22 protein-coding genes are annotated in these 25,799 nt (G+C 52.4%); 14 read left to right on the forward strand and 8 right to left on the reverse strand.

Annotation, left to right across the window (positions count from 1 at the left end; all coding sequences use genetic code 11):
• Positions 1 to 58 precede the first annotated feature (58 nt).
• The 11 genes from LWL52_RS17405 to LWL52_RS17455 all read left to right on the forward strand — a co-directional run bounded on the left by LWL52_RS17405 (position 59) and on the right by LWL52_RS17455 (position 12,654).
• Positions 59 to 331: a hypothetical protein gene (locus tag LWL52_RS17405; protein WP_242922434.1), complete on the forward strand. Its 273-nt coding sequence runs from the start codon at positions 59 to 61 to the stop codon at positions 329 to 331.
• A gap of 16 nt (positions 332 to 347) precedes the next feature.
• Positions 348 to 1,025, forward strand: coding sequence for an SGNH/GDSL hydrolase family protein (locus LWL52_RS17410; RefSeq protein WP_242922436.1), 678 nt, complete (start codon positions 348 to 350; stop codon positions 1,023 to 1,025).
• Between the two features lie 327 nt (positions 1,026 to 1,352).
• Positions 1,353 to 3,287 (forward strand): molecular chaperone DnaK, encoded by a 1,935-nt coding sequence (dnaK, locus tag LWL52_RS17415; RefSeq protein ID WP_242922446.1) that lies wholly within the window; start codon positions 1,353 to 1,355, stop codon positions 3,285 to 3,287.
• Between the two features lie 107 nt (positions 3,288 to 3,394).
• The gene (locus LWL52_RS17420) at positions 3,395 to 4,111 is read left to right on the forward strand and encodes a hypothetical protein (protein WP_242922448.1); all 717 of its coding nucleotides are present in this window, start codon (positions 3,395 to 3,397) and stop codon (positions 4,109 to 4,111) included.
• Positions 4,112 to 4,643: 532 nt separating this feature from the next.
• Positions 4,644 to 5,498: an ABC transporter permease gene (locus LWL52_RS17425; RefSeq protein WP_242922450.1), complete on the forward strand. Its 855-nt coding sequence runs from the start codon at positions 4,644 to 4,646 to the stop codon at positions 5,496 to 5,498.
• Positions 5,499 to 5,503: 5 nt separating this feature from the next.
• On the forward strand, positions 5,504 to 6,787 hold the full coding sequence (locus tag LWL52_RS17430; protein ID WP_242922452.1) for an ABC transporter ATP-binding protein: 1,284 nt from the start codon (positions 5,504 to 5,506) through the stop codon (positions 6,785 to 6,787).
• A 14-nt stretch (positions 6,788 to 6,801) separates the two neighbouring features.
• The gene (locus tag LWL52_RS17435; RefSeq protein ID WP_242922454.1) at positions 6,802 to 8,070 is read left to right on the forward strand and encodes a glycosyltransferase family 2 protein; all 1,269 of its coding nucleotides are present in this window, start codon (positions 6,802 to 6,804) and stop codon (positions 8,068 to 8,070) included.
• A gap of 3 nt (positions 8,071 to 8,073) precedes the next feature.
• On the forward strand, positions 8,074 to 9,696 hold the full coding sequence (locus tag LWL52_RS17440; RefSeq protein WP_242922456.1) for a glycosyltransferase: 1,623 nt from the start codon (positions 8,074 to 8,076) through the stop codon (positions 9,694 to 9,696).
• Between the two features lie 2 nt (positions 9,697 to 9,698).
• The gene (locus LWL52_RS17445; protein WP_242922464.1) at positions 9,699 to 10,709 is read left to right on the forward strand and encodes a polysaccharide deacetylase family protein; all 1,011 of its coding nucleotides are present in this window, start codon (positions 9,699 to 9,701) and stop codon (positions 10,707 to 10,709) included.
• Between the two features lie 14 nt (positions 10,710 to 10,723).
• Entirely contained in the window at positions 10,724 to 11,635 is a 912-nt protein-coding gene (locus LWL52_RS17450; RefSeq protein WP_242922466.1) for a glycosyltransferase family 2 protein, read from the forward strand.
• A gap of 5 nt (positions 11,636 to 11,640) precedes the next feature.
• Positions 11,641 to 12,654, forward strand: coding sequence for a glycosyltransferase family 2 protein (locus LWL52_RS17455; RefSeq protein WP_242922468.1), 1,014 nt, complete (start codon positions 11,641 to 11,643; stop codon positions 12,652 to 12,654).
• A gap of 192 nt (positions 12,655 to 12,846) precedes the next feature.
• Here LWL52_RS17455 and LWL52_RS17460 read toward each other — a convergent pair whose 3' ends face one another.
• Positions 12,847 to 14,085: an acyltransferase family protein gene (locus LWL52_RS17460; RefSeq protein ID WP_242922470.1), complete on the reverse strand. Its 1,239-nt coding sequence runs from the start codon at positions 14,083 to 14,085 to the stop codon at positions 12,847 to 12,849.
• Positions 14,086 to 14,401: 316 nt separating this feature from the next.
• On the opposite strand from LWL52_RS17460, the gene LWL52_RS17465 reads away from it, so the two are divergent.
• Positions 14,402 to 15,382, forward strand: a complete 981-nt coding sequence (locus tag LWL52_RS17465) for a glycosyltransferase family 2 protein (RefSeq protein ID WP_242922472.1) — start codon at positions 14,402 to 14,404, stop codon at positions 15,380 to 15,382.
• A gap of 10 nt (positions 15,383 to 15,392) precedes the next feature.
• On the opposite strand, the gene LWL52_RS17470 is transcribed toward LWL52_RS17465, so the two are convergent.
• From LWL52_RS17470 to LWL52_RS17480, 3 genes are all read right to left on the reverse strand, one after another.
• Positions 15,393 to 16,283 (reverse strand): hypothetical protein, encoded by an 891-nt coding sequence (locus LWL52_RS17470; RefSeq protein WP_242922474.1) that lies wholly within the window; start codon positions 16,281 to 16,283, stop codon positions 15,393 to 15,395.
• A 309-nt stretch (positions 16,284 to 16,592) separates the two neighbouring features.
• Positions 16,593 to 17,123, reverse strand: coding sequence for a 5-(carboxyamino)imidazole ribonucleotide mutase (gene purE, locus LWL52_RS17475; protein WP_242922476.1), 531 nt, complete (start codon positions 17,121 to 17,123; stop codon positions 16,593 to 16,595).
• A gap of 6 nt (positions 17,124 to 17,129) precedes the next feature.
• On the reverse strand, positions 17,130 to 18,260 hold the full coding sequence (locus tag LWL52_RS17480) for a 5-(carboxyamino)imidazole ribonucleotide synthase (RefSeq protein WP_242922478.1): 1,131 nt from the start codon (positions 18,258 to 18,260) through the stop codon (positions 17,130 to 17,132).
• A gap of 294 nt (positions 18,261 to 18,554) precedes the next feature.
• Between LWL52_RS17480 and LWL52_RS17485 the strand changes: the two genes are divergently transcribed.
• Together LWL52_RS17485 and hemE are read left to right on the forward strand one after the other, a co-directional pair.
• Entirely contained in the window at positions 18,555 to 19,178 is a 624-nt protein-coding gene (locus LWL52_RS17485) for a MarC family NAAT transporter (RefSeq protein WP_242922481.1), read from the forward strand.
• A 188-nt stretch (positions 19,179 to 19,366) separates the two neighbouring features.
• Positions 19,367 to 20,407, forward strand: coding sequence for a uroporphyrinogen decarboxylase (hemE, locus tag LWL52_RS17490; protein ID WP_242922483.1), 1,041 nt, complete (start codon positions 19,367 to 19,369; stop codon positions 20,405 to 20,407).
• A gap of 199 nt (positions 20,408 to 20,606) precedes the next feature.
• On the opposite strand, the gene LWL52_RS17495 is transcribed toward hemE, so the two are convergent.
• The 4 genes from LWL52_RS17495 to LWL52_RS17510 all read right to left on the reverse strand — a co-directional run bounded on the left by LWL52_RS17495 (position 20,607) and on the right by LWL52_RS17510 (position 25,799).
• Entirely contained in the window at positions 20,607 to 22,406 is a 1,800-nt protein-coding gene (locus LWL52_RS17495; protein WP_242922485.1) for a TrkH family potassium uptake protein, read from the reverse strand.
• Positions 22,387 to 23,406, reverse strand: coding sequence for a bifunctional heptose 7-phosphate kinase/heptose 1-phosphate adenyltransferase (locus tag LWL52_RS17500; RefSeq protein ID WP_242922487.1), 1,020 nt, complete (start codon positions 23,404 to 23,406; stop codon positions 22,387 to 22,389). Before LWL52_RS17500 ends, LWL52_RS17495 begins: the two co-directional genes overlap by 20 nt.
• Positions 23,406 to 24,620, reverse strand: a complete 1,215-nt coding sequence (locus tag LWL52_RS17505; RefSeq protein ID WP_242922489.1) for a pyridoxal phosphate-dependent aminotransferase — start codon at positions 24,618 to 24,620, stop codon at positions 23,406 to 23,408. The genes LWL52_RS17500 and LWL52_RS17505 overlap by 1 nt, the downstream gene beginning before the upstream one ends.
• A 168-nt stretch (positions 24,621 to 24,788) precedes the next feature.
• Positions 24,789 to 25,799 (reverse strand): PorP/SprF family type IX secretion system membrane protein, encoded by a 1,011-nt coding sequence (locus tag LWL52_RS17510; RefSeq protein ID WP_242922491.1) that lies wholly within the window; start codon positions 25,797 to 25,799, stop codon positions 24,789 to 24,791.

A 25,799-nucleotide genomic window follows, 5' to 3' on the forward strand; every position in this document is an offset into this window, starting at 1 on the left:
CTGATGCTCCGTGCAGAAGTGCACCAAACACGTACTTTCATATTTCTATTGCTGCACCATGCTAAGCGAGATCAGCATCGTTAAGGTAACCTTATTGCAGGTGTTCCTGCTACTGCCATTTAGCACCGCGCTGGCCCGGCAAAAAGACCCGCTGCCCGATAAGGAGCCTGCGGAAGCAGGTAACCGCAAGTATAAAAAACGTAAAATGAGCTATACTAATGGGGCGGGCCCGTATCCGAATACTATTCCAGGATTAAATGGAGCCGGCCGTTTATACTTTAACAGTATACCTCGTGATACCCTGGCACCTCCAAACATGTTCCATACTTAACATCAAAATAGCTTTCATGACAACGCTACCACTTACCACCTGCCAGAAGGATGCTCCTTTGCCGGCCACTTCGCCAACACCTGCATCTAAGGCCCCCCATACCTATCTTGCCCTCGGCGATTCCTATACTATTGGGGAGAGCGTGCCCAAAACAGCACAGTGGGGAAGGCAACTAACAGACCTGCTCCGGCAGCAGGGGGTGGCCGTGGCAGCCCCCGTAACCATTGCCCGCACCGGCTGGACCACAACGGAGCTGGCAAGTGCCATCCAAGAGGCCGACCTGGCCCCCAGGTATGATTTGGTATCGCTGCTGATCGGGGTAAACGACCAGTACCAGGGCCTGCCTGTTTCCGCTTACCGCGCCGGGTTCACGGAGTTGCTGCAAACATCTGTCAGGCTTGCCGGCGGTGATCCTGCCCGCGTGCTGGTTTTATCTATTCCGGATTGGGGCGCCACACCTTTTGCGGAAGGACGCGACCGCCAGCTGATAGCCCGAGAGATAGATGCTTTTAATGCCGTGGCCAAAGAAGAAACAGAAAAAGCCGGCATCGCTTTCCTCGACATCACCCCACTAACCCGCACATATGGCAATGATGCAGCCTACCTGGCAGAAGACAACCTGCACTACTCCGGCAACATGCACCGGGAATGGGCCCTGCTCGCGCTGCCGCTGGCCCAGAAAATAGTAGCGTAACCTCCCGGCTTATGCCCCCCTAAAGCAGCAGTGCGGTGTTGCATGTTCCCGGGGAACCCGGCGGCGGCAACACCCCGCTGCCGCTGTTTCGTTTTGCAGTTTCCGAAACCCCTCCTCCTACGCAGCAGTAAGAAGTATAAAGTGCTTGCCGAAATATTGGCGCATTGGTGGTAGGCATTGTGGCTCAAGTCAGACAAAAGCGAAAATACATATTGCCATCGTGACATATTGACATATAAAAAGGCCTTGAAATGCCTTGGCACATGGCTTGTTATACTAGAGTCAACTAGAAAAAGGAATTTAGAAACTGATAAATAAAACTATAGAATGGGAAAAATAATAGGCATTGACTTAGGTACTACCAACTCTTGTGTTGCCGTAATGGAAGGCAACGAACCCGTGGTTATACCTAACAGCGAAGGTCGCAGAACAACACCGTCTATCGTTGCTTTTTTAGATAACGGTAACGGCGAGCGCAAAGTAGGAGATCCTGCCAAGCGCCAGGCAATCACCAACCCGCAAAACACCATCGCTTCCATCAAGCGCTTTATGGGCCACAGCTACAACGAAGTAAGCGAAGAGTCTAAGCAGGTATCCTATAAAGTAGTGCAGGGCGGCAACAACACAGTACGTGTAAAGATCGGCGACAGAGAATATACGCCTCAGGAGATCTCGGCCATGATCCTTCAGAAAATGAAGGCCACTGCAGAAGACTACCTCGGTACAACGGTTACTGAAGCGGTTATTACCGTACCGGCTTACTTTAACGATGCACAGCGCCAGGCTACCAAAGAAGCCGGCCAGATTGCAGGCCTGGAAGTAAAGCGTATCATTAACGAGCCAACGGCAGCTGCACTGGCCTACGGTTTGGATAAGAAGCACAAGGACCAGAAGATCGCGGTATTCGACTTAGGTGGCGGTACATTCGATATTTCTATCCTGGAACTGGGCGACGGCGTGTTCGAAGTACTTTCTACCAACGGTGATACCCACCTGGGTGGTGATGACTTTGACCAGGTGATCATTAACTGGCTGGCCGACGAGTTTAAGAACGACGAAGGCATCGACCTGCGCAAAGACCCAATGGCGCTGCAGCGTTTGAAAGAAGCTGCCGAAAAAGCAAAAATCGAGCTTTCTTCTTCAAACGAAACAGAGATCAACCTGCCCTACATTATGCCGGTTGATGGTGTGCCGAAACACCTGGTGCGCAAACTAACTCGCGCCAAGTTCGAGCAGCTGTCTGACAGCCTTATCCGCCGCTCTATGGAGCCTTGTAAGCAAGCCCTGAAAGATGCAGGTTTATCTACTTCTGATATTGATGAGGTGATCCTGGTAGGTGGTTCTACCCGTATCCCGCGAGTGCAGGAAGAAGTAGAGAAATTCTTCGGCAAGAAGCCTTCCAAAGGTGTGAACCCGGATGAGGTAGTAGCCATTGGTGCTGCCATCCAGGGTGGTGTATTGACAGGGGAAGTAAAAGACGTGCTCCTGCTGGACGTAACGCCACTTTCGCTGGGTATTGAGACTATGGGTGGTGTAATGACCAAACTGATCGAATCGAACACCACGATCCCGACGAAGAAGTCTGAGACCTTCTCTACCGCTTCGGACAACCAGCCGTCTGTGGAGATCCACGTGCTGCAGGGCGAGCGCCCGATGGCCAAGGATAACCGTACGATCGGCCGCTTCCACCTGGCTGATATTCCGCCGGCTCCACGTGGCGTACCGCAGATCGAAGTTATTTTCGACATCGATGCAAACGGTATCCTGCACGTAACGGCAAAAGACAAAGCCACTGGCAAAGAGCAGAAGATCCGCATCGAAGCTTCTTCGGGCTTAACCGAGCAGGAAATTGAAAAGATGCGCCGCGAAGCCGAAGCCAACGCTGAGGCTGATAAAAAGGCCAAAGAAGAAATTGAGAAGCTCAACACAGCCGACTCAATGATCTTTCAAACCGAGAAACAGTTGAAGGAGTATGGTGAGAAGCTTTCTGCCGGTAACAAGTCGAACATCGAAAATGCACTGGGCGAGTTGAAAACCGCTCACGGCGCCAAAGATGTAGCCGGCATCGACAGAGCAGTTGAGAACCTGAACAATGCCTGGAGCGCTGCCTCGCAAGAGATGTATGCCGCCACGCAGGACCAGGGTGCGCCGGGTGGCAATGGCCAGAGCGGCAACGGCCAGCCTGGCGGGGGCGCACAGGGCGCAGCTGCCGACGGCGGTGTGACCGATGTAGATTATGAAGAAGTAGACGGCAACAAGTAAGCCGGCTAAAGTATAAGTATAGTATAAAATCCCCTGCCGGTTTCGGCAGGGGATTTTTTGTTTTATATAAATTTAAGTATATAGCACTTAAATCATATGGATCTATCATGCAAAAACTTATACTTTTAATTTGCAGCACTTTCATACTGGCACAAACGCATGCACAGGTCCGGGAGCATTCTTTTTTTGTAACAGCCAGTGGCGGTGCAACGATCCAGAAAGAAGATGCATCAAACAAATCTCAAGCGCTCTTGCTAAGCACAAGTATAAACTACCGGTTAAACAACAGCTGGTCTATTGGTTTAGTGGCAGAACACACCAGAACAACCGCACAGTCTGCCCAGACACTCTTGCCTGTAAATGGCGGCTCAGGCTATAGCGGCTTCTATAGCGCTTCTGAGTTAAAACGGCGGTCATGGTTCCTCGGGCCACAGGCGCGTTACTACTGGTCTGTTAACGATAGGTTGTCAGCTTTTGGAGAGGCACAGGCGGGCCTATACTTTGAATCTGCGGAGGTAGAAAGCAATTCCCAGTTGTATTACTACCACAGTCCCGACAGTCCCTATAATTTGGAGAACGGCACGCCTGCCGCGACAAGCTATAGTACGTCCAAAACAAGTGCGGTTTCGGTCCGTGCTGTGGCGTCTCCGGGTATAATATATTTTATCAAGCCACGATTGGGCCTTGAGCTGAAGACAAGTATACTGCAATATGACCATGGCCTGGAAAACAGCAGATTTCCGGAAGGACAAGAGCAGTCACAGGGGTTTACTGTTGATCTCAGCCTGGCGAATTCCAGGCTCGGGGTAAATTTCTATTTTTAAGGCCCCCCACGCATTCCAAATAAACCAGCTTCTGCCAAAACAGCAAGGACTGTTGTCACTGCATATTTATATAGGGGTAAAACTACGGCATACCCGCTCTCAAAACCCTGTTCCCTGTTTTAACACCTCATACTTCGTATTAAGCGGTCATTTCTGATCCCATACTACATCAATAAAAAGACCGTTGTTATCTAAGTTGGGCCGTGTATAACGACCGGATTGCACGGGCGTGCCTTTCTTTTTGATGCCTTTATTTACTGCAGCGGGCATATAGCAAATTTTTCTGCCTGTAGGTATAACTTTTTCCTAAAGGATAGGTAAAAGCCTATATCTGGAACTAAGAAGAAGAGTTTCGTGCAATTTCATTTGTCTTCCATGAAGCCTGCGGAGAACCCTGCACAATAAAGCTAACAGCTTTTGTCCGTGTTTAGCTATCAACATTAATCTGTTTTATCTGAACTGCCCTGCAAGGCAAGGACCGCTGCTATGCCGGGAAATATCCGCCATTTAAATTAACCTGTATAAGTAAAGTATGCCAGAGAGCAAAAAAACCTGGGATTGGGAAATAACGAGTAAAACAAGTTACTGGGGCTGGAGCGGTACGGAACTTTGGGCCTACCGGCACCTGCTGGGTAGCCTGGTGCGGCGTGACTTTTTGCTGAATTACCAGCAAACGGTGCTGGGCCCGATCTGGATCCTGTTGCAGCCGCTCATGACGCTGGCAACCTATGTGGTGGTGTTTGGCAAGTTGGTGGGCGTTTCGACAGGTTCGCTGCCGCCGGTGCTGTTCTATTTTTCGGGCATCGTGCTCTGGAACTTCTTTAGCGACAGCTTTAGTGGCACCTCAAACACCTTCCGCGACAATGCGCAGGTGTTCAGCAAAGTGTACTTCCCGCGTATCATCGTCCCCATGGCGGTGACTAGCACGCAGTTTTTACGATTCCTGATTCAGTTTGCCATGCTGCTGCTGCTGATCGGCTATTACTGGGCGTTCCGCGATCTGCCAGTTCCCTTTTCCGTAACTACGCTGGCCTTTCCGTTTGCCATTGTCTGCATTGGCGGCATTGGCCTGGGCCTGGGGCTCTTTTTTTCCGTAATCACGGCCAAGTACCGCGACATTGGTGGCTTTGTGAGCCTGGGTATCCGCTTACTGATGTATGTAACCCCGGTCATTTACCCGCTCAAGTCGCTGCCGGAAAACCTGCGCTGGATTGTAGAGCTAAATCCTTTAACGCCCCTTTTCGAGCTGGGCCGCTTGTCGCTGCTGGGCGAAGGCACCGTTACACCTGTGCAATTACTGTATAGCCTTACTTTTATGATTGTGATACTATCCGGAGCAATGCTCGTATTTAATAAACAAGGTGATAAACTGATTGATGTAGTATAGGTAGTATGGGAGAAGTAGTAATATCAGTAGAAAACCTTTCTAAAGTATACCGCCTGGGCACCATCGGCACCGGATCCTTGCGCCGCGATGTGCAGCGCTGGTGGACGACCTCCGTGCTCAAGCGACAGGACCCTTATTTCCAGATGCAGGGAGGCGATGCCATTTCGGCCGACCGGGATTTTTTGTGGGCGCTGCAGAACATCGACTTTGATGTGAAATGCGGTGAGGTATTGGGCATCATCGGCAGCAATGGCTCGGGCAAATCCACCTTGCTCAAGATCATTTCGCGCATTGTGCGCCCTACCCACGGAGCCGTGCGGGGCCGTGGCACCGTCAGCAGTTTGCTGGAAGTGGGCACAGGCTTTCACCAAGAGCTCACCGGCCGCGAGAACATTTATATCAGCGGCTACATTCTGGGCATGAGCAAAGAAGAGATCCGCAAGAAATTTGACGAGATCGTGGCTTTCTCCGGCGTAGAGAGCTTTATCGACACGCCCGTGAAACGCTATTCTTCCGGCATGTATGTGCGCCTGGCTTTTGCCGTGGCGGCCCACCTGGAACCCGACATCCTGATTGTGGATGAGGTACTGGCGGTAGGAGACGCCGACTTTCAGAAAAAATGCCTGGGTAAAATGCGCGAAGCCTCGCACACCGACGGCCGTACCATCCTTTTCGTGAGCCACAGCATGCAGGCGGTAAATAACCTCTGCGACAAAGCGCTGTGGCTGAGCCAGGGAAAAATGAAGGAAATGGGCGATGTCTCAACTGTGGTGAACAAGTATATCACGGGCACGCAGCAGTTTAAACTCAAGCAGGAATGGGCTACCCCGGAAGAGGCACCCGGCAACGACCTGATCCGCTTCAAGTCTGTTGAGATTGTACCGCATCGGCTTCATCCCGGCGCCCCGATCGATATCCGCACCCCGCTTACCGTCAAGTTCCAGTTCTGGAACATGACTGATGACGTGCTGTTGAGCACCGGCCTGCACCTGTTCACCTATAGCGACGAGTGCATCTTTGATGTGCCCTCCAGCGCCACGCGTTGCGATAAAGGCCTGGTAGAGGGCGAGTGTACCATTCCGGGCAACTTCCTCAACGATGGCTCCTACTACTTTTCCATTATTGTCGTGAAGGATACTTCTGTCGAGCTCTTTTACCTGCAGGAGTGCCTCTCGTTCGACATGGAAGATTACCGCGGCAATATCCAGTGGTATGGCAAATGGTGGGGAGCGGTACGTCCTAAATTTCCTTTCCGGCTCAAACAGAACGAATTGATATTGCAGCAGTAATGACACCGCCCCTCATGAATCACCCGCTTTACCTGATCACGCATATTTACCTCGACAAACAGCAGGCGCCGCCTGAATTAGACTTCAGCGACCAGGGCCATTACCTGGTCTTCTGGTGGAAGAATATTGCCTTGGGGCACCTGTTCCTGCAAAAGGGCAGTGAGATCACGCTAAAAGAATATTACAACAAACTGGTGGCAGCCATACGGCCGGCCGTCGAGCTATATGCCAAAGGGCACCTGACCTCCGCGGGGGACTGGCAGCAGTGGTTGCCGGAACAAAATTTCTGTGCCTGGTCTAACTGGATGAACAGCGTCTTTGCCAGCCGTGCCTCGGCCGAAGTGCCGGCTACCGTGCCGGTGTCCGTTATTGTGTGCACCCGCAACCGGGCCGTGCAGTTGGCCAAGTGCCTGCACATGCTGACCACCCTGACCTGCCGCCCCGCCGAGATCATCGTGGTCGACAATCTCTCTTCCGATAAATCGACGAAAGAGGTTGTGCAGAAATTCAAAGGGGTAACTTATGTCCGCGAACCACATTTAGGGCTTGATATTGCCCGCAATACCGGCCTGATCTATGCCAAATCGCCGGTGGTCGCTTATGTGGATGACGATGTGACCGTGCACCCGCTCTGGCTCTACAGGGTATGGGAAACGTTCCAGGACCCGGCTGTAGCCGCTATGACCGGCCTTGTGATCGCCTCGGAGCTGCAAACCGAAGCACAGTATACGTTTGAGAAACACTGGAGCTTTAACCGCGGCTATGTAGACAAAACCTACGACAGCAATTACTTTAACGCGACCCTAACCAAGGGCCCGCCGGTGTGGGAAATTGGGGCCGGGGCCAACATGGCGTTCCGCAAGGCCGTGTTTGAAGAGGTGGGCTGCTTTAACGAACTGCTGGACGTGGGCGCAGCAGGCTGTAACGGCGATTCGGAAATGTGGTACCGCATCCTGGCCCATGGCCATACGATTAAGTATAACCCACGGGCTGTTGTGTTCCATGAGCACCGCAAAGAGTTTGAAGGCCTCAAGAAGCAGATCTTTTACTACATGCGTGGCTTCACGACCGCGGCGCTCATGCAACAGAAACAGCACGAGCAGGCGGGCTATAAACGGCATATCTTCCGGGTACTGCCCAAATATTACGGGCAGCTGGTACTGCGCGGCTTCCCGCATTATCCTTCCCGCTACAGCACGTTGTGGGTCGAGATCAAAGGGGTGCTATCCGGGCTGGCTTTCTATTTTATCAACCGGAAGCATCATACTAACCCTATGCGCTAATTTATGGCTGAAGCGTCTCTTACCGATCTTCCGCTGGTTTCTGTTATCATCCCCTGCTACAACCATGGCGCTTACCTGCCCGAGGCATTTGAGAGCATCTGGCAACAGAAGTATCCCGCTGTGGAAGTGATCGTGGTCGATGACGGGTCGACGGACGATACCCGGACGATAACCGAAAAGTATGCCGGGGTTACGTATATCTACCAGAAGAACCAGGGCCTTTCTGCTGCCCGCAATACCGGCATTCGGCACAGCACCGGCGAGCTGCTGGTATTTCTGGATGCAGATGACTGGCTCTTGCCCGGCGGCATACAGGCCAACGTGCGTTACCTGCAGCAACACCCGGCGCTGGCATTCGTATCAGGGGCGCACGACAAGGTGTTTGTGGATGAGGGCCTGGTGCGGGAAGAAGTCTACGAAGTGACAGGCAACCATTACCAGCAGCTGCTGCAGGGCAACTATATTGGCATGCATGCCACGGTGATGTACCGCCGGTGGGTGTTTGATGCACTGCAGTATGATGTTTCGCTTAAGTTCTGCGAAGACTACGATCTCTACCTGAACATTGCCCGTAAGTACCCGGTGGCGCATCATACGCATAAAATTGCAGCCTACCGGCTGCATACCACCAACATGTCGGCTAATATCCCGCGGATGCTGGCCACCGTGCTGCAGGTGCTCGACCGGCAGAAAAACCGCCTGCAATCGCCGGCAGAAGAGCGGGCCTTTGCGGCAGGACACCAGGTCTGGAAAGATTATTACAGCAAAGAACTCTACCAAAAGCTTCGGCGCGGGAAGATCCCCGCAACGGGCAAAGCATTGATAACACTTTTAAAAACCAAACCATCCTTATTCGTTAAGTATATGGCAAGCCAAAGCTCCCCCACGTTAAAATCACTCGTAAAAAAGAACACGCCCGCTTTCGGCTTGAAGTTGCTGCAAAAGATGGGACTACAAAAACGAGGCAAACCGGCCATAGGCCAGGTAGCACTCGGCGACTTTGCCCGCACCTCACCGTTCAGCACGCAGTTTGGCTACGACCGTGGTGGCCCGGTAGACCGCTACTACATCGAGAACTTTCTGCGGGCAGAAGGCGAAAGTATAAAAGGTCGTGCCCTGGAGATCGGCGATAACGAGTATACGCTGCTTTTTGGCGGCCCACGCATCACGCAAAGCGACATTCTGCACGTGGATGCCACCAACCCCAAAGCCACCTTTGTTGGCGACATCAGCGATGCCCCGCAGCTACCTTCCAATACCTTCGACACGATTGTGCTGACCCAGACACTACACCTGATCTATGATTTCAGGGCGGCCCTGGCTACCTGCCACCGCATCCTGAAACCAGGTGGCACGCTGCTGCTCACCGTGCCGGGCATCACCCCGATCGACCATGGTGAATGGAAGGAAACCTGGTACTGGGCCTTTACTGATAAAGCCATGCGCCGCTTAATGGCCGATGCTTTTCCGCAGGGCAATATTGCCGTAGAAACCTACGGCAACGTGTTTGCAGCCACTGCCTTTTTGTATGGCATGGGTTTGCCCGAGGTGCCCAAAGTCAAGCTCGACCACCATGACCCGCATTTCCAGGTGATCATCACTGTTAAAGCCGTAAAAGCATCGTAACTGTGAAAACCGCGTTGCGCGCTTTCCTCAAAAAGCACTTTGAGCACCGGGCGCTGGTGTTGATGTACCATCGTGTGTCGGCCTCCGAGTCGGATATATGGGACATTGCCGTAAGCCCCGAAAACTTTGAACAGCAGCTGCAGGTGCTCCGGAGAACCAAAAATGTGATCCCGTTGCAGGAGCTGGCCGAAGGGATAAAGCAGGGCAAAGTCCCCAAAAACAGCGTGGCCATTACGTTCGATGACGGGTATGTGGACAACTTTCTGGTGGCAAAGCCGCTGCTGGAGAAATACTGGTTACCGGCTACCTTCTTTATCACGTCCGTTAACATCGGCAAAACAGCTGAGTTCTGGTGGGATGAGCTGGAATACCTGCTCCTGTTCTCGGAACACCTGCCCCAGCAGTTGGATATGACGCTTAACGGCAACAGGATCGTATTCGACTTGCTGCAGGAAACAGCGCTGAACGAGCTACTCCGACAGCAGAACAACCGCTGGAAGGCCTGTGATGAGGCGCCACCCACCCGGCGCAGCGAGCTGTTCTATACTTTGTGGGAAGCCATTAAACCACTGCCTGACCAAAACCAGCAGGAGGTGATGGCGCATATCCGGCAATGGGCCGGCGCCACCCCGGCCGCACGGCCGGAATACCAAAGTATGTCGGAAGCGCAGCTGCTGGAGCTGCACAAGAGCCCGCTGCTGACGGTGGGAGCACACACGGCATCGCACCCGGCGCTGGCCTTCCATGCGCCTGCCTACCAGCAACAAGAGCTGCTGCGCAACACCCAGTACCTGCAAAAGCTAACCGGCCGGCAGCCTAACCTGCTGGCCTACCCTTATGGCAACTATAACAAAGACACCATAGCGGTAGCAGCCGAAATGAACTTCCTGGCTGCCTTTACTACCGAAGAAAAACCTGTAACCCACCGCACGCCGCTTTATAGCCTTGGCCGGGTGCAGGCAAAAAACTGGGATGCCACGGCCTTTTCGGCCATGCTAAACCAATGGAAATAATATAACACGAACCCATGTCTGCCCATACCTTACCCCTTGTATCCGTTGTGCTTGCTTTTCTGAATGAGGAGCGGTTTTTGGAAGAAGCCATTGAAAGTGTGCTGCACCAGGAATATCAAAACTGGGAACTGCTGCTAGTCGATGATGGCTCTTCGGACAGAAGCACGGCAATCGCGCAAAAATATGCTGCCAGTTACCCAGCGCAAATAATTTATTGCGAGCATGCCGGCCATGTGAACAAAGGGTTAAGCGCCAGCCGCAACGAGGGGATACGCCAGGCCAAAGGAGCGCTTATTGCCTGCCTGGATGCCGATGATGTATGGCTGCCCGCCAAACTGGCGCAGCAGGTCGCTATTTTTCAGCGCCACCCCGGTATAGCTATGGTAGCAGAAGCATCCACCTACTGGTATAGCTGGGCCGATGCCACCAAAAAGGACGTTCCCATTTCGGTGGGCGCTCCCCAGGACAAAGTATACGGGCCTGCAGAGCTGTTCAGCCACCTCTACCCCTTGAGCAGCGGTGCGGCCCCCTGCCCTTCCGGGCTGATGCTCACAAAGGACGCCATTGCCCGTGTGGGTGGTTTTGAGGAGTCTTTTACTAAAAAGTATGCCTTGTACGAAGACCAGGCCTTTCTGAACAAAGTATACCTGAAGGAGAGCGTCTATATTTCTTCGGCCTGTAATAACCTGTACCGGCAGCGCGAAGGCTCTATTGTGCAATGGGTGCACGCCGATGGACAGTATCATGCCGTGCGCCGGTTTTTCCTGGAGTGGTTTGCAGCCTACCTGCAGCAGCAACAGGCAACAGACCCGGGCCTTGAAAAGCTCCTGCGCAAGGCGCTGCATCCTTATCATCATCCCCGGCTGCATTACCTGACCAACACGCTACCTGCCCGACTGAGGCGCATCCTCAAACAAAGCATTTAGAGCCGATGGAGAAAGCAACAACACCCCGCATTACGGTGCTGATGCCGGTTTATGACGCCGCCAAATTCCTGCGCGAGGCCATTGACAGCATGCTGCAGCAGACCTTCACGGATTTTGAGCTGCTGATACTGGATGATGGTTCCCGGGATGAGAGCGTTGCCATTGTGCAATCGTACACCGATCCCCGCATCCGCTTTTACCAGAACGAGCAGAACCTGGGCATTAGCCCGACGCTGAACAAAGGCATCGAACTGGCGGCAGCGCCATACATTGCCCGCATGGATGCCGATGATATCAGCTACCCTGACCGGCTGCAAAAGCAGTATGATTACCTGCTGGCTCACCCCGACTGCGCGATGGTTTCGAGCCTGGTGCGGGTAATTTCAGAAGATGGCAAATTTATCCGCCAGGACGTATTCGAAAGCGCATATTATTACTACAACCTCACCTTTATCTGCTGGATCTATCACCCCACGGTGATGTACCGCAAGGATGCCGTGCAGGAGGTGGGCATGTATACGGCGGCTTATTCCGAAGACTTCGAGTTGTTCTGGCAGCTCTCACGCAAGTATAAGATCTATAACCTGCCCGAGGTATTGCTCGATTACCGTGTAACGGACCAAAGCCTGCACCAGGTGCTTCGCAAAGAGGAATACGCGCAGGCGCAGCAGGAGCAATTGCTGCGTAACTTCCGCTACTATGCCGGCGAGCAGTATACTTTGCCGGAAAGTTACGTGGAGTGCCTGCAACATAATTTTGCGCCATTGCTGGCAGAGCAAAGTATAAGCAGCGTGCTGGCCTGCATACGCGAACTCGACCGCTTGACCGGGTATATGCTTGCGAAAGAAAACGTGAACCGGGATGTCGCAGCCATGAAAATGGCTGCCATGTATAAACGCCGCTTCATTGCCCGTTACTTTCTCGAGAATCTGCCGCCGCACAAGGGTATTCCCCTATTTATTAAGCTAGGCTATTCCAAATACCTGCTGAAGAAACTGAAGAAAAAACTCCTCTCCTAACGCCGCTCCAGCATCAACCAGCTGTGTCATAAAGCAGACCGGCGCCCCTTATACTTTTAAAGTGCTAAGGGGCGCCAGTCTGCTTTATGTGCATTTTATCTAATCAGTAGCTGATATTTAGGCAGCCTTGCAACCGGCGGAACGCGCGGGTCACAAGGCTGCTTTCCTCCTACGGCTAGCTGCAAGTATAGCCTACTGCTTTGCAGGTACCACACGCTCTTGCATCTCAGCTGGCACGGAGCTGCTACTAACCAGTGCTGGCTGCGCCACGGCCGGAACTGCTTTCTTGGAGGAAGTATAGATAAAGAAGCGCTTTAAGTTATTGATCGGCTTCTCGAGCAGATACCAGGAAGCAATGGCAAAACCAATAGAAAGCGCCACATAGATAGGGAAGCAAACCCAGGGCTGTACCAGAAATTCAACGATCCGAGACATACGGATGCCGGCTACCCTGTGTATATCCTGCGTTATGAAATCAAACGCTTGCCAGAACAGGTATACTGCCAGGATGTGGTAGAGGTAAATGCCATAGCTGATCTTGCCCAGGTATAGCACCACAGGGTGCTCCAGCACGCGGCCAAAGAAGTTCTTATAGCCTATGTTAGCTCCCTCAATGATGAACATGGCAAACAGCGAAATAAACACCCGGTCGTATACAATCGAAATGGCAGGATTTTTCAAAAATACCGTGGCTACCCAGACCGCCAGCGCCACGAGAAACACCTTCCGCCAGATGCGCCTGATCGAGCTACCGTAATAATAATGCTGGTAGGCCAGCAGGGCGCCAAAGCCGAAGCCATCGAGGCAGGTAGGGGTGAGCACCAACAATGTCACGTTTTCAGTGGCAGGTGCATCCAGCACGTTGTAAAGGATGATGCGCGACAGGATGCCACAGGCAATGATCACGTACAGCACCTTGGGCAGGTGGCGCTTTGGTGTTAACAGGATGACCCAGGGCCAGATAATATAAAACTGCTCCTCCACGGCCAGCGTCCAAATATGCGCTGTCAATTCGCCCCACTGCTGCGAGAAAAAGATCTCGTAATTTGATACGTAAAGAAAATAGGTGCCGGCATTTTCGCGCACATAATCCGCTGCCGGGATGAGCAACAGAATGCAAAGGTAAAAGTAGTATGCCGGGAAAATCCGGATGGTCCGGCGCATCAAAAACACCAGCCCGATCTTCGCTTTTCCATAGCCCGCTGCCAGCCCTTTGTCTTTGCCGGTAAGCAGTATTTTGGTGATCAGGTAACTGCTCAGCACAAAAAAGAAAACCAGCAGCACCCCGATATCCAGCAACTGGCCAATGAGCTGGTACATGGGCAGGAAGTGGTAGAAAAGCACGGTAAGCACAGCAAAAAACCGGAGTCCGTCCAATTGGGGCTTATACTCAAGTATAGTGGAGGGTTGTGTAGGAGATAAAGTGGGCATATAACGTATGGGTCCTGTCTAAATCAAGTTTCGCATCAGGTATAAACATTTACTTATTTTATACATATAGGTTTTAAAAATCCAGCTATAATTAACTAAAACCAGCTATATACCGATATTAAAGTATAAATTCATCTGTTCCTCCGGTCCTGCCGTGCATTGCTGGCCGTATACCTGGCCGGCGGGCTTTATGAAAATATAACAATCAAACGCCTGCCGGGCATGTTGCTTATACCGTTGCAACCAAGATGGCCGTTAAATTTGTTATATCTTTCCGACCGTTTTCACGTTAAAACCTGCTGCAATTACCGTTTACATGCACGACATCCCTTCCGCACCCCCTGTTATCAGGCCGCTACCCGACGGCGAAGAACGCCCGCTCTGGTCTGTTATGATCCCGGTTTACAACTGCTCCGAGTACTTGCCCGAAACGCTGGAAAGCGTTCTGCAACAGGCCCTCGCGCGCCCGGATATGCAGATAGAAGTGGTAGACGACGCCAGCAGCGATGCCGACGTCGCAGCCCTGGTAAGCCGCATTGGGCAGGGACGGATCACCTACTTCCGGCAACCCCGGAACGTGGGGAGCCTGCGGAACTTTGAAGCCTGCCTGAACCGTGCCCGCGGCAAACTGGTGCACCTGCTGCACGGCGATGACAAAGTAAGGCCGGGCTATTACGAGAAGATCGGCGCGCTGCTGGAAACGTATCCGGAAGCCGGCGCCGCCTTCTGCCGGTTCAATACCTTCGACAAAGAGCGGGATATTTACCTGCCCAAACCTGAAATGCCTGAAGCCGGGATATTAGCTAACTGGCTCCTGCGTATTGGCGAGCACCAGCGTATACAGTATGCAGCCATGACCGTGCGCCGCGAAGTATACGAAAAGCTGGGGGCCTTTTATGGTATGACGTACGCCGAAGACTGGGAGATGTGGGTACGCATTGCGCGGCATTACCCTGTGGCTTACACGCCCGAGGTGCTGGCCGATTACCGCAGGCATACGACCTCTATTTCGGGGAAGATGTTTGTAACCGGGCAATACCTGCAGGATCTGACACGAGCCATGAAAATGGTGGAAGCGCATTTGCCGGCAGCTCACCGGAAAGCGGTGCTTCAGAAATCCCGCACCTACTATGCCAACTATGGCCTTAAAATAGCCAAGCGCCTCTGGAATGCCTCCCGTAATTTCAGCCATGTGCAGGCTAACGTGAAGCAGGTGCTCAAAATGCACCGCAGCCCCCGGCTTTACGCCAAAATCGGGCTGCTATACCTGGCCATCACCTTCAAAAAGCAAGTCTGAAAAGAAAGGCTTAATAATGCGCTTCCAGGTAGCGGAATACGTCGGCTTCTGTTTTGGCATGCAGCACGTTGGCGCCCGACAGGGCCGGGAAAATAGAGGAAAACTCTTTGAAATAATGCTCGATGCCGCGCTTTGAAAAGACAATGTTTGTGCCACCAAAATAACTTGCCAGGGCCGCCGTGCCGCCGTGCACCGACACAAAATGGCTGCAGTTGGCATACACCAGCAGCTGCAGGTGGTTAAAGCTGTTTACCTTCTCCTTATACGCTTTAAACAGGTCGCTCATCAGCAGCACCTCCGGGTGGTCCTGCCGGATAGCAGCGTGTTCTTTCATGTCCAGTATCTCGCTGTTATCCAGCACAATATGGTCCGGCTCGGGCCTGTTGTAAATGATTTGGTACCTGTCTTTATAAGTGGAGATGATCTTATAAAGCGTGGGGTAGTCAAAAAAATTGATGGGTGCGCCATCCCACTCCACGTTATACTTGTTGGCGATCACCAGGATGGGCTTTTCAAATAGGAAAATATCGTTTGTAAAATGCTCCTTTAGCGGCACCCGCGCCCACTTTTTAAAGCTAAACGTATAGGAGTGCGCCATGTTGGGCACCGCATACGGATTATCCTCGGACTTCCACACCCTGTAGGTATACCGTTCTTCGTGGTCTTCACTAAAGAAATAAAAGTCTTTGGTATCTGCACAGGAAATAGTCTTTTTCAAGGTCCCGTTCAGATGGTGCCAGTAAGCAAAAGGCAGCACAAATGTAAGTTCCTGCTGGAATTCCTGCCGGAACTCAATCACCTTATACTTCTTCTTTATATAATAGTCCTGAATGCAATACCTGATCTGATATAACCTGCTATAATAATTATCCCGGATATAACGCTGCAGCTTACCATGCATAGAAGGGTATTTGATAGCTGTAAAAACATACAATATCCTTAAAAATAACCTCTGCATAAAAGCCTTGTTTTTGATGACATTAAGGTGAACCAGTTTAAAGATGAATATTTATTTTCAAGTATATATACATCAATTAAAATATATTAATAGAAAAGAATAGCTTTCCATTAATCGTACCCATTTACTCTCACCAACGCAGCAAGGTTATACAAATTTTACAGGAAGTTTACCCACGCCCAGATTACAGGCTTGCATTCAGCTATTTACTTTAAAACCGGCTATAACCCGATGGCACCCGGGCACAGCTTATTAGTCCAGATCCCTGTCGCCGCGACGGAGCTCGTCTACTGCGCGCATTACCTTTTCTTTCAGACCTGTTTTATACTTCTCCAGCCTGTCTGCTACCACGGCATTGCTTGTACCCAGGATCTGGGCAGCCAAGATGCCGGCATTCTGGGCACCGTTCAGCGCAACCGTGGCGACGGGAATACCGCCCGGCATCTGCAAAATCGACAAGACCGAATCCCACCCATCGATGGAGTTGCTTGATTTTACCGGCACACCGATAACGGGCAAGGTAGTGAGCGAGGCCACCATACCCGGCAAATGCGCGGCTCCGCCGGCGCCGGCAATGATCACTTTCAGGCCTTTTTTACGGGCAGTTTCCGCATACTCGATCATGCGGTGGGGGGTGCGGTGCGCCGACACAATGGTCAGCTCATAGGGTACGCCCAGGGTGTCCAGAATTTCGGCAGCAGCCTCCATCACAGGCAAATCAGACTGGCTGCCCATGATAATGCCCACCTGGGGCTGGGGTGCAGTTGTGGTTTCTTCGGCCATTCGTTTTTATGCTTTTACTTTGATCACATTTTTTACCGACGCAGCACGTTGCTGCGCCTCTTCCAGGGTCTGTCCCAGCACGGTGATATGTCCCATTTTGCGGGCCGGCCGGGTAAACTTTTTACCATACAGGTGGATGTATACGCCCGGTACGGCCAGCGCCTCCTGCAGGCCCTCATACGTTGCCTCGCCATCATAACCCGGCTCTCCCAGCAGGTTCAGCATCACGGCGGCACACTGGATCTCGGTGGAGCCCAGCGGCAGGCCGGTTATCGCGCGCAGGTGCTGCTCGTATTGCGAGGTATAGTTTGCTTTGATCGTGTGGTGACCGCTGTTGTGTGGCCGCGGGGCCACTTCATTTACCAGGATGGCGCCGTCCTTTGTCAGAAACATTTCCACGGCAAGTATTCCTACCATCCCAAAGGCTTCGATCACACGAGTGGCAATTTCGATGGCATGACGCTGGAGTTTGTACGGGATATTGGCCGGTGCAAAAAGCGAGTCTACCAGGTTGTGCTCGGGATGGAAGCTGAGTTCCACCACCGGAAAAGCGGTTACTTCGCCGCTGGGGTTGCGGGCCACGATCACGGAAAGCTCTTTTTCAAAATCCACGAGTTTCTCCAGCACTGACGGTTCTTCGAAGGCTTTTCCAAAGTCTGCGTTATTTGTTAAGCGGGTTACGCCCCGGCCATCATACCCTTCGCGGCGCAACTTCTGAAAAGCGGGCAGAAAGGCTTGCTGTTCTGTTAGCTCGGTCTTATCCGCTACAAGTATAAAATCAGCGGTTGGTATGTTGTGTTTGTGGAAAAACTCTTTTTGCAGGCCTTTGTCCTGTATGGTGCGCACCGTGCGGGCATCAGGGTAAACCTTTACGCCTTCCAGCTCCAGCTGTTGCAGGGCATCACAGTTCACGTGCTCGATCTCGATGGTGAGCACGTCGCAGTTTTTGCCGAATTCATAGACGGTGTCGTAATCGCGGAAACTGCCCACGAAGAACTCGTTGCAAAGGTCTTTGCAGGGGGCATTCTCGTCGGGGTCCAACACCAGGGTATAGAGGTTAAAATCCAGTCCGGCCTGCAGCAGCATGCGGCCCAGCTGCCCGCCGCCCAGTATGCCCAGCTTTACTTCTCCTTTCATGTATGGTAATGCTTTTGGGTGATTGTTTCTCAAAAATACGCATAAAGAGCAGAGACAAAAGACAAAATACGACAGGCACGCTATTTTTATGCCCCTTGCCTGAAGATATTCTCCTTAGCGCCCCGCAACTAAACACCCGAAAGCACAAAATAGTATGTGCTAACAAGAAGTTCCCCCTAACACCTTCCGTCACGGAAATGTAACCTTTCAGGCTATTCTGCAGAAAAAGCTTTTGCATTGCATCACAATTCACCTAATTTTAAGATCAACCCTTTGCCTACTGTTCGCTTGCCCATGGAAATCATACTTGCCACGTTCTCGGCCCTGTTCTCTGTTGTAAATCCTTTCGGCGCCATGCCGGTATTTCTTACGCTTACCCAGGACGACACTCCCCTGCAACGCAACCAGCAGGCCCTCAAGGCATGTTTATACATGGTGGGCATTCTGGCGGTGTTTTTCCTGGCGGGCCAGTATGTGCTAAACTTTTTCGGCATCCGCATCCACGACCTGCGCATAGCCGGCGGCCTGATGATCATGCGCGCGGGGTTTGATTTACTTACCCCCGGTGCCAGCAAGAAGAAGATCTCGTCGGATGTGGTGGAAGAAGGGCAGCAGAAAGAAGATATTTCGTTCACCCCGCTGGCCATGCCCATGCTTTCCGGTCCCGGCGCCATTGCGGTAAGTATCGCCATGTATACCACGTCGCTCTCTTACCTGGACATGACGCTGATCCTGGTGGCGATCGTGCTGCTGGCAATTGTTTCCTACATCATCCTGCGCTTCTCGCACCAGCTTACCCGTTACATGGGCAAGTCCGGGCTGGCAGCCCTTTCCCGCATCATGGGCTTTATCGTACTCTCTATTGGCGTTAACTTCATCGTATCGGCTATTTATGCCTTGTTCTTTACCGGACGGTAGGTAGTTTGAAGATGGGAAGATGATTTAATAGCCTGCAACTTGAAACATTGCTAAAGCATCTATCTGAGCTTCCTTCAATCTTAACCACCTAAAGCAGTTTGCTGCCAGGGTTTCGGTTAGCGACTATGGGGCATTTCCAAATTTACTCATCTTAAAATTTTCAAATCTAATTTCCTTATCTTTGCGCCATGCAACTGAAAAACGATCTGCTTATAAGAGCCGCCAAAGGCGAGGTGGTGGAGCGTACCCCGGTCTGGCTCATGCGCCAGGCGGGCCGCATTTTACCGGAATACAGGGCTGTGCGCAACAGCCTGAGTGGTTTTAAAGAGCTGGTAGAAACGCCCGAGCTGGCTGCCGAGGTCACTATCCAACCAGTGGATATCCTGGATGTGGACGCTGCCATTATCTTCTCTGATATTCTGGTAGTGCCGGAAGCAATGGGCTGCACATACGAGATGGTGGAAAAGCGGGGGCCATACTTTCCTAAAACCATCCGCACCGAAGAAGACCTTAAACACCTGCGTATTGCCGACCCGCACGAGCACTTGCATTATGTGCTGGAAGCTATCCGGGTTACCAAGCGTGCCCTGAACGGCCGTGTGCCGCTGATCGGGTTTGCCGGGGCTCCCTGGACGATCCTGGCGTATATGGTGGAAGGCAGCGGCTCTAAAACATTTTCGCATGCGCGCGGCATGTTGTATACTAACCCTGCGCTGGCGCATCAGTTGCTGCGCATGATCACCGACACGACTATTGCCTACCTGAAAGCACAGGTAGAGGCCGGTGCCAACCTGATCCAGGTGTTCGATTCCTGGGCGGGCATTCTTTCGCCGGCGCACTACCGTACCTTTGCCCTGCCTTACATTGCCGAGATCTGCAATGCTATCCGCAATGTGCCGGTCACGATATTTGCCAAAGGCGCCTTTTTTGCCCTCGAGGATTTTGCACAGCTTAACTGCGAGACCATTGGCCTGGACTGGAATATGGAACCCGCAAAGGTTCGGCAGCTGGTAGGCCCGAACAAAACCCTGCAGGGCAACATGGACCCTTGCCTGCTTTACAGCTCTTTCGACACCATCCAGCACGACACGATCCGGATGCTGAAGGAGTTCGGGCCGCATCGCCACATTGCCAACCTTGGGCACGGCGTGTACCCGGATACCGACCCGGAAAAAGTGAAATGCTTTGTGCAAACGGTAAAGGAATATGGCAGCCTGCGTAATCACTGATCATACCCTGAAAGCGAATAGTATATAAAAAAGGCCTGCTTTTACGAGCAGGCCTTTTTGTTTTATAATTGCATAGGTATACTAACCCGTTTGCCCCTATTTTCAGTTAACTTTCTAATTTTCTAACTCTCTGATTTTCTAACTTCAAGCTCTCTGACTTTCTAACTTCAAGCTCTCTGACTTTCTAACTTCAAGGCCTTTAGCCTACCACCAGGTGTGTTTCCGGGTATTTATAACTGGTCGATTTCGTTCGGGTACTTAAGGCCACGGCCAGCGTAATGGTCCCCACCCGGCCAATAAACATCGACAGGATAATGACCGTTTTACCCACATCCGATAAGCCGGCTGTTATACCTGTGCTCAGGCCCACGGTTGCAAAAGCGGATACCTGCTCCATCGCCAGCTTTATAACATCATACTGCGCATCTGAAATGGTAAGTATAAACAGGAAAACCATGTTCAGGAGCACGGCAAATGTAAAGACCGAAAACGCTTTATAAGCAACCGAGTGCGGAACAGTGCGCCGGCCTATTTCCAGGTGCCGCTTGTTGCGGATGGTGGTGGACACGGCCAGCAGGATGACAGCAAAAGTAGTGGTCTTGATGCCGCCCGCCGTGGAACCAGGAGAACCACCGATGAACATCAGGAAAATAAAAAGCAGCATGGTGGGCACAGTGAGCGCCGAGATATCCACGGTGTTGAAACCGGCCGTACGGGTGGTGGTAGACTGAAAAAAGGAGGTGACCAGCGCCTCGGCCAGGTTTTTGTCTGACAGGGTGTTATAATACTCCAGAAAGAAAAACCCGACAGTTCCCAGGGCCAGCAGCGCAGCCGATACGTAAATGGTTATCCGCGAGAGCATCTTCCATTCCTTCCAGGGCGATGCGAGCCGCTCGCGCATGGCTTTCGGGGAAAACACATCCACAATGGTCGGGAAGCCCAGGCCGCCGAAGATGATGAGCATGGCTATAACCAGGTGCAGCACATACGAATAGCGGATGGGCTCGGTGTAAAGCCCCTGCGGGTAAAGGGAAAAACCGGCGTTACAGAACGCGGAAACCGAATGGAAAACCGAGAAGAAGATTTTGCTGCCCAGGTCGGTAAACTGCGCCTGTGGCCCCCAGGTCAGGAAGACGGCAACAGCCCCCAGCCCTTCGATAGCAAACGTAAGTAAAACCAGGTTGCGGAACATGTGCTTGCTCGTAATCAGCGACTCACTTTCCAGTATCTCGTGCATGGCCACGTGCTGTTTAATCCCTACTCCCTGCCGCATCAGCGAAATAAAAAAGGTGGTGAACGTAAGTATACCAAGGCCGCCCATCTGGATCAGCAGCAACAGCACCACCTGCCCCGAAAAGGTGAAGTAAGTGCCGGGGTCTACTACGGCCAGGCCCGTAACGCAGGAGGCGCTTGTGGACATAAACAGCGCATCGATAAAGCGTATGCCGTTCGGTACATTCGTCATCCGGGGAAGCATGAGGATCCCCGCTCCTGCAAAAATCAGGAAGATAAAGCTCAGGATGAAAACAAACGATGGCTTGAGCTGAATGGTTTTCAGGTAGATCCTTGTCTCCACTAGTTCCACGACCAGCAGCACCAGCATGTAAAGCGATACGGCCGCCCGGTACAGTTCCACTGAAAGGGGAATGCCTATACTTTCGAAAACATTGTAGATAAGCGGAATGCCCAGCACATAGGTGCAAAACTGGTTAAGGAAGATGATGCCCATCAACAGGCCCTCAAACCAGGTGCGCCGCAGGAACTTGACGCGCTCAAAGGTATACAGGATCCGCAGGAAGTATATCACCACGAATACCGCCAGGATGCCATCAATGATATAATACAGCTGCTGCAGCTCTTTGGGGTCTTCTACCACGCCATGCGCATACAACAGCAACCCAACCGAAAGAATGGTAAGCACATACGTTGTTTTGCGCATAATGGAATACGCCAACAACTTGGTATCGTATAAGCGTCTGTTAAGCGACTCTGTGTTCATGGGTTTCAAATAGCCTGATACGGCGGGCTTCCTCCAGCAGGCGCTGCCTGTTTATGGGTACTACGCCTACCTGCTCGCAAACCAGACCACCGCCCAGGTTACTCAGGCCAGCCATAAAGGGCAGCGACGTTTTAAGGGCCATGCACAGGGCAGCGATGCTGATCACCGTATCGCCGGCACCCGACACATCCGAGATGGCGCGGCGGTGCGCTTCGATATAGGTCTTGGTGGCGCCCTCGGCTACAAAAACGCCCCGCTCCGACAGCGTGACCAGCACCTGGCTGGTTTGCAGGCGGTCCTGCAGCTGCACCACAGCCTGTTCAAAATCAGCCTGGTCCTCGTCTGCAAAGTCCAGCTTTAAGCCTTCCTTCAGTTCTTTCAGGTTTGGCTTAAAGAGCGTGCAACCCACATAACTCAGGAAGTTCTTCTTTTTAGGATCTACCACGGTGGCAATGGCGCGCGCCTTGGCCAGCGAAATAAACCGCTGGATGTTTTGGGCAGAAAAAACGCCTTTGTCATAATCCTCGAAGATCACCACGTCCGCCTTTTCAAGCAGCTGCAGAAAGCGTGCCTCCAGCTGCTGCTCTTCCTTTTCCGACAGGTTGTGCTCTATCTCCGAATCGATGCGCAGCAATTGCTGGGCCCCGGCAATGACCCGGTGCTTGATCGTGGTCACCCGCTCGGGGCTCTGCACAATGCCCTCGGTAGGCAGGCCTTTCTCGGCCATCAGGCGCAGGTAATCTGCCCCGTCCTGGTCGTTGCCAATAACCGAGCAAAGCAGGGGCATGGCGCCCATAGCCTGCACGTTCAGAGCTACGTTGGCCGCGCCGCCCAGGCGTTGCTCGCGCTTCACCAGGTTCACGATCGGCACCGGCGCTTCCGGCGAGATACGCGTAGATTTGCCCCATAGGTAGGAGTCGATCATCACGTCGCCCACTACTAGCACACGTAGCCTGTTAAATGCCGAAAAGATATCTTCTAAACTTGTAATCTGATTCATTATTGAAGCTTTGCCAGGCTGTTTTTAATGCGCCGCAAGGCCTCCACCAATTTATCGTCGGAGGTAGCGTAAGAGAAGCGGATGCACTGCGGCGCACCGAATGCTTCGCCACTTACCAGCGCCACGTGGGCATCGCTCAGCAGGTACATACTTAAATCCAGGGCAGAAGCAATGGTTATATCTTCGTATTGTTTGCCAAAGTAATAGCTCACGTCCGGGAAGATATAAAACGCGCCGCTGGGCACATAGGTCTTAAAGCCCGGGATATCGGCCATCAGGTCCAGCACCAGGTCACGGCGGCGGCGGTATGCTTCCGTCATTTCCAGCGAGGAGGCGCTTCCGCCCAGCAGGGCTGCAGTGGCTGCTTTCTGGGCAATGGAGTTAGTGCCGGACGTGATCTGGCTTTGCATTTTATCACAGGCCGAAGCTATTTCCTTTGTGGCGGCCAGGTAACCTACCCGCCAGCCCGTCATGGCATAACCTTTTGAAAAGCCATTCACCGTGATTACCCGGTCGCGGATAAAGTCGATGCTGGCCATGCTGGCGTGGTGCCCTTCAAAATTGATGTATTCGTAGATCTCGTCGGCAATAACATGTACCTGCGGATGCTTCTGCAGCACCGTGGCCATAGCCAGCAGCTCTTCGGCACTGAACACGGCACCGGTAGGGTTGCAGGGCGAAGAATACATGACCAGCTTGGTGTTGGACGTGATGGCGTTTTCCAGCTGCTCTGCCGTTACTTTATAGTCATTTTCCAGTCGTCCCTGCACCGGCACAGGCACGCCCTCTGCCAGCTTCACGATCTCTTCGTAAGAAACCCAGTAAGGTGAAAGGATGATCACTTCGTCGCCGGGGTTTACCAGGCACAGCACCGCGTTGGCTATACTTTGCTTGGCGCCGGTCGAAACCACAATATTCTCGGGCTTATACGTTAAGTTGTTATCGCGCAGAAACTTATCAGCAATAGCCTGCCGCAACTCCGGAATACCGGCCACAGGCGTGTAAAAGGTGAACCCTTCGTCGATGGCCTGCTTGGCGGCCTCTTTTATATAGTCTGGTGTCTGGAAGTCAGGCTCCCCGAAACTCAGGTTAATTACATCATACCCTTGTGCCGCCAGTTCGCGGCCTTTTTTGGCCATTGCAATCGTCTGTGATTCTGCCAGCGCAGTAATTCGGTCCGATAATACAGGGCGTACCTCTTCTTGTTCGTACATTTGGTTGATCGTTTAGCGGGCAATTTACTGATTATGCAACAGACATGCCAGTTGTGCCGGCGGGAATATCGAGATAGGTGAGCCTCTGAGCAGCTTATACTTGCTCAGAGGCTCACCTATCGGTTGTTTAAGGTGAAGACAAAATAAAGCGCGGCCGGGAACTCCGGATTACCACAGGTTGGAAGGGCAGAATACTTTTCGCTTGTTCAGCAGCCGGATACCCACCACTACTTCGTGGCTGCCGCTGTTCACCCCGTTCTGTCCGCTCATACCCGTGTCGTAAGAGTAACCCACATCAAAGGTAGAGCTCAGGTTTACGCCGGCCAGTGCGGCAAAGCTCCCGTTCTCGCGGTAAGAGCCGCCTACCCAGAAGCGGTTGTCGTATACGCCCCGCAAATTAAAATCAATGGAGCCTGGCAGGGGTTGCACCCACATGGCCATCACCGAAGGAATCAGGCTGAGCCTGTCGGTCAGCTCGAACTTATAGGCGCCCGTTACAAAATAATGGCGCGACTGGTGGTTACGGTCATCTATTGTATCATCGAAATGCACATCGTTGGCAAACAACTGAGCACCCGATACGCCCACATAAAAGTTGCTGCTGTACAGCCAGAGGCCCATGTTCAGATTAGGCTTCACAGCATTCCAGTCCACGTCCGTCGGGTCCGCGGGGTCGAAGAACTCCAGTTTGCTGGCACTCACGCTTTCCTGTATAATGCCTGCCGAGGCTCCGGCTGCCAGCTTAATTTCTTTGCTCAGCAACAGGTGGTAAGCATAGGCAAAGCTGGCTTCGGTTCTGGAAAATGCCCCGATCTCATCATGCACCACCATCAGGCCGATGCCATGGTGCGGCTTGGGTTTGATCATCGGGTTGTTCCGCAGGCTGCTGAACGAAGGGGCCTGTTGCACATTGCGGTCGTTGTGGCCATACGAGGTATAACCAAGCGGCATATGGGCACTCACATATTGGGTAGAGGGCGCGCCGTCTACGCCGGTGAACTGCTGCCGGGCGCCTATTCTCACATCCACATACTCCTCTATGCCCGCAATAGCGGGGTTAAGCAAGTAGTTGTTGATCACGTACTGGTTATACTGCGGCTTTTGCTGCCCCATCGCTGCCAGCGACACAACCATCCATAACAGAAAGGGTAGGATTGTTTTCAGTTGCGGTCTTTTCAT

Source organism: Pontibacter liquoris (assembly GCF_022758235.1).
GTDB lineage: Bacteria > Bacteroidota > Bacteroidia > Cytophagales > Hymenobacteraceae > Pontibacter > Pontibacter liquoris.

Coding starts and splice junctions, on each gene's coding strand:
- LWL52_RS17495 (WP_242922485.1), bottom strand. CDS start 22,406: ATGAACACAGAGTCGCTTAACAGACGCTTATACGATACCAAGTTGTTG.
- LWL52_RS17455 (WP_242922468.1), top strand. CDS start 11,641: ATGGAGAAAGCAACAACACCCCGCATTACGGTGCTGATGCCGGTTTAT.
- hemE (WP_242922483.1), top strand. CDS start 19,367: ATGCAACTGAAAAACGATCTGCTTATAAGAGCCGCCAAAGGCGAGGTG.
- dnaK (WP_242922446.1), top strand. CDS start 1,353: ATGGGAAAAATAATAGGCATTGACTTAGGTACTACCAACTCTTGTGTT.
- LWL52_RS17485 (WP_242922481.1), top strand. CDS start 18,555: ATGGAAATCATACTTGCCACGTTCTCGGCCCTGTTCTCTGTTGTAAAT.
- LWL52_RS17430 (WP_242922452.1), top strand. CDS start 5,504: ATGGGAGAAGTAGTAATATCAGTAGAAAACCTTTCTAAAGTATACCGC.
- LWL52_RS17510 (WP_242922491.1), bottom strand. CDS start 25,799: ATGAAAAGACCGCAACTGAAAACAATCCTACCCTTTCTGTTATGGATG.
- LWL52_RS17425 (WP_242922450.1), top strand. CDS start 4,644: ATGCCAGAGAGCAAAAAAACCTGGGATTGGGAAATAACGAGTAAAACA.
- LWL52_RS17410 (WP_242922436.1), top strand. CDS start 348: ATGACAACGCTACCACTTACCACCTGCCAGAAGGATGCTCCTTTGCCG.
- LWL52_RS17440 (WP_242922456.1), top strand. CDS start 8,074: ATGGCTGAAGCGTCTCTTACCGATCTTCCGCTGGTTTCTGTTATCATC.
- LWL52_RS17505 (WP_242922489.1), bottom strand. CDS start 24,620: ATGTACGAACAAGAAGAGGTACGCCCTGTATTATCGGACCGAATTACT.
- purE (WP_242922476.1), bottom strand. CDS start 17,123: ATGGCCGAAGAAACCACAACTGCACCCCAGCCCCAGGTGGGCATTATC.
- LWL52_RS17405 (WP_242922434.1), top strand. CDS start 59: ATGCTAAGCGAGATCAGCATCGTTAAGGTAACCTTATTGCAGGTGTTC.
- LWL52_RS17500 (WP_242922487.1), bottom strand. CDS start 23,406: ATGAATCAGATTACAAGTTTAGAAGATATCTTTTCGGCATTTAACAGG.
- LWL52_RS17470 (WP_242922474.1), bottom strand. CDS start 16,283: ATGCATGGTAAGCTGCAGCGTTATATCCGGGATAATTATTATAGCAGG.
- LWL52_RS17435 (WP_242922454.1), top strand. CDS start 6,802: ATGAATCACCCGCTTTACCTGATCACGCATATTTACCTCGACAAACAG.
- LWL52_RS17450 (WP_242922466.1), top strand. CDS start 10,724: ATGTCTGCCCATACCTTACCCCTTGTATCCGTTGTGCTTGCTTTTCTG.
- LWL52_RS17420 (WP_242922448.1), top strand. CDS start 3,395: ATGCAAAAACTTATACTTTTAATTTGCAGCACTTTCATACTGGCACAA.
- LWL52_RS17460 (WP_242922470.1), bottom strand. CDS start 14,085: ATGCCCACTTTATCTCCTACACAACCCTCCACTATACTTGAGTATAAG.
- LWL52_RS17480 (WP_242922478.1), bottom strand. CDS start 18,260: ATGAAAGGAGAAGTAAAGCTGGGCATACTGGGCGGCGGGCAGCTGGGC.
- LWL52_RS17465 (WP_242922472.1), top strand. CDS start 14,402: ATGCACGACATCCCTTCCGCACCCCCTGTTATCAGGCCGCTACCCGAC.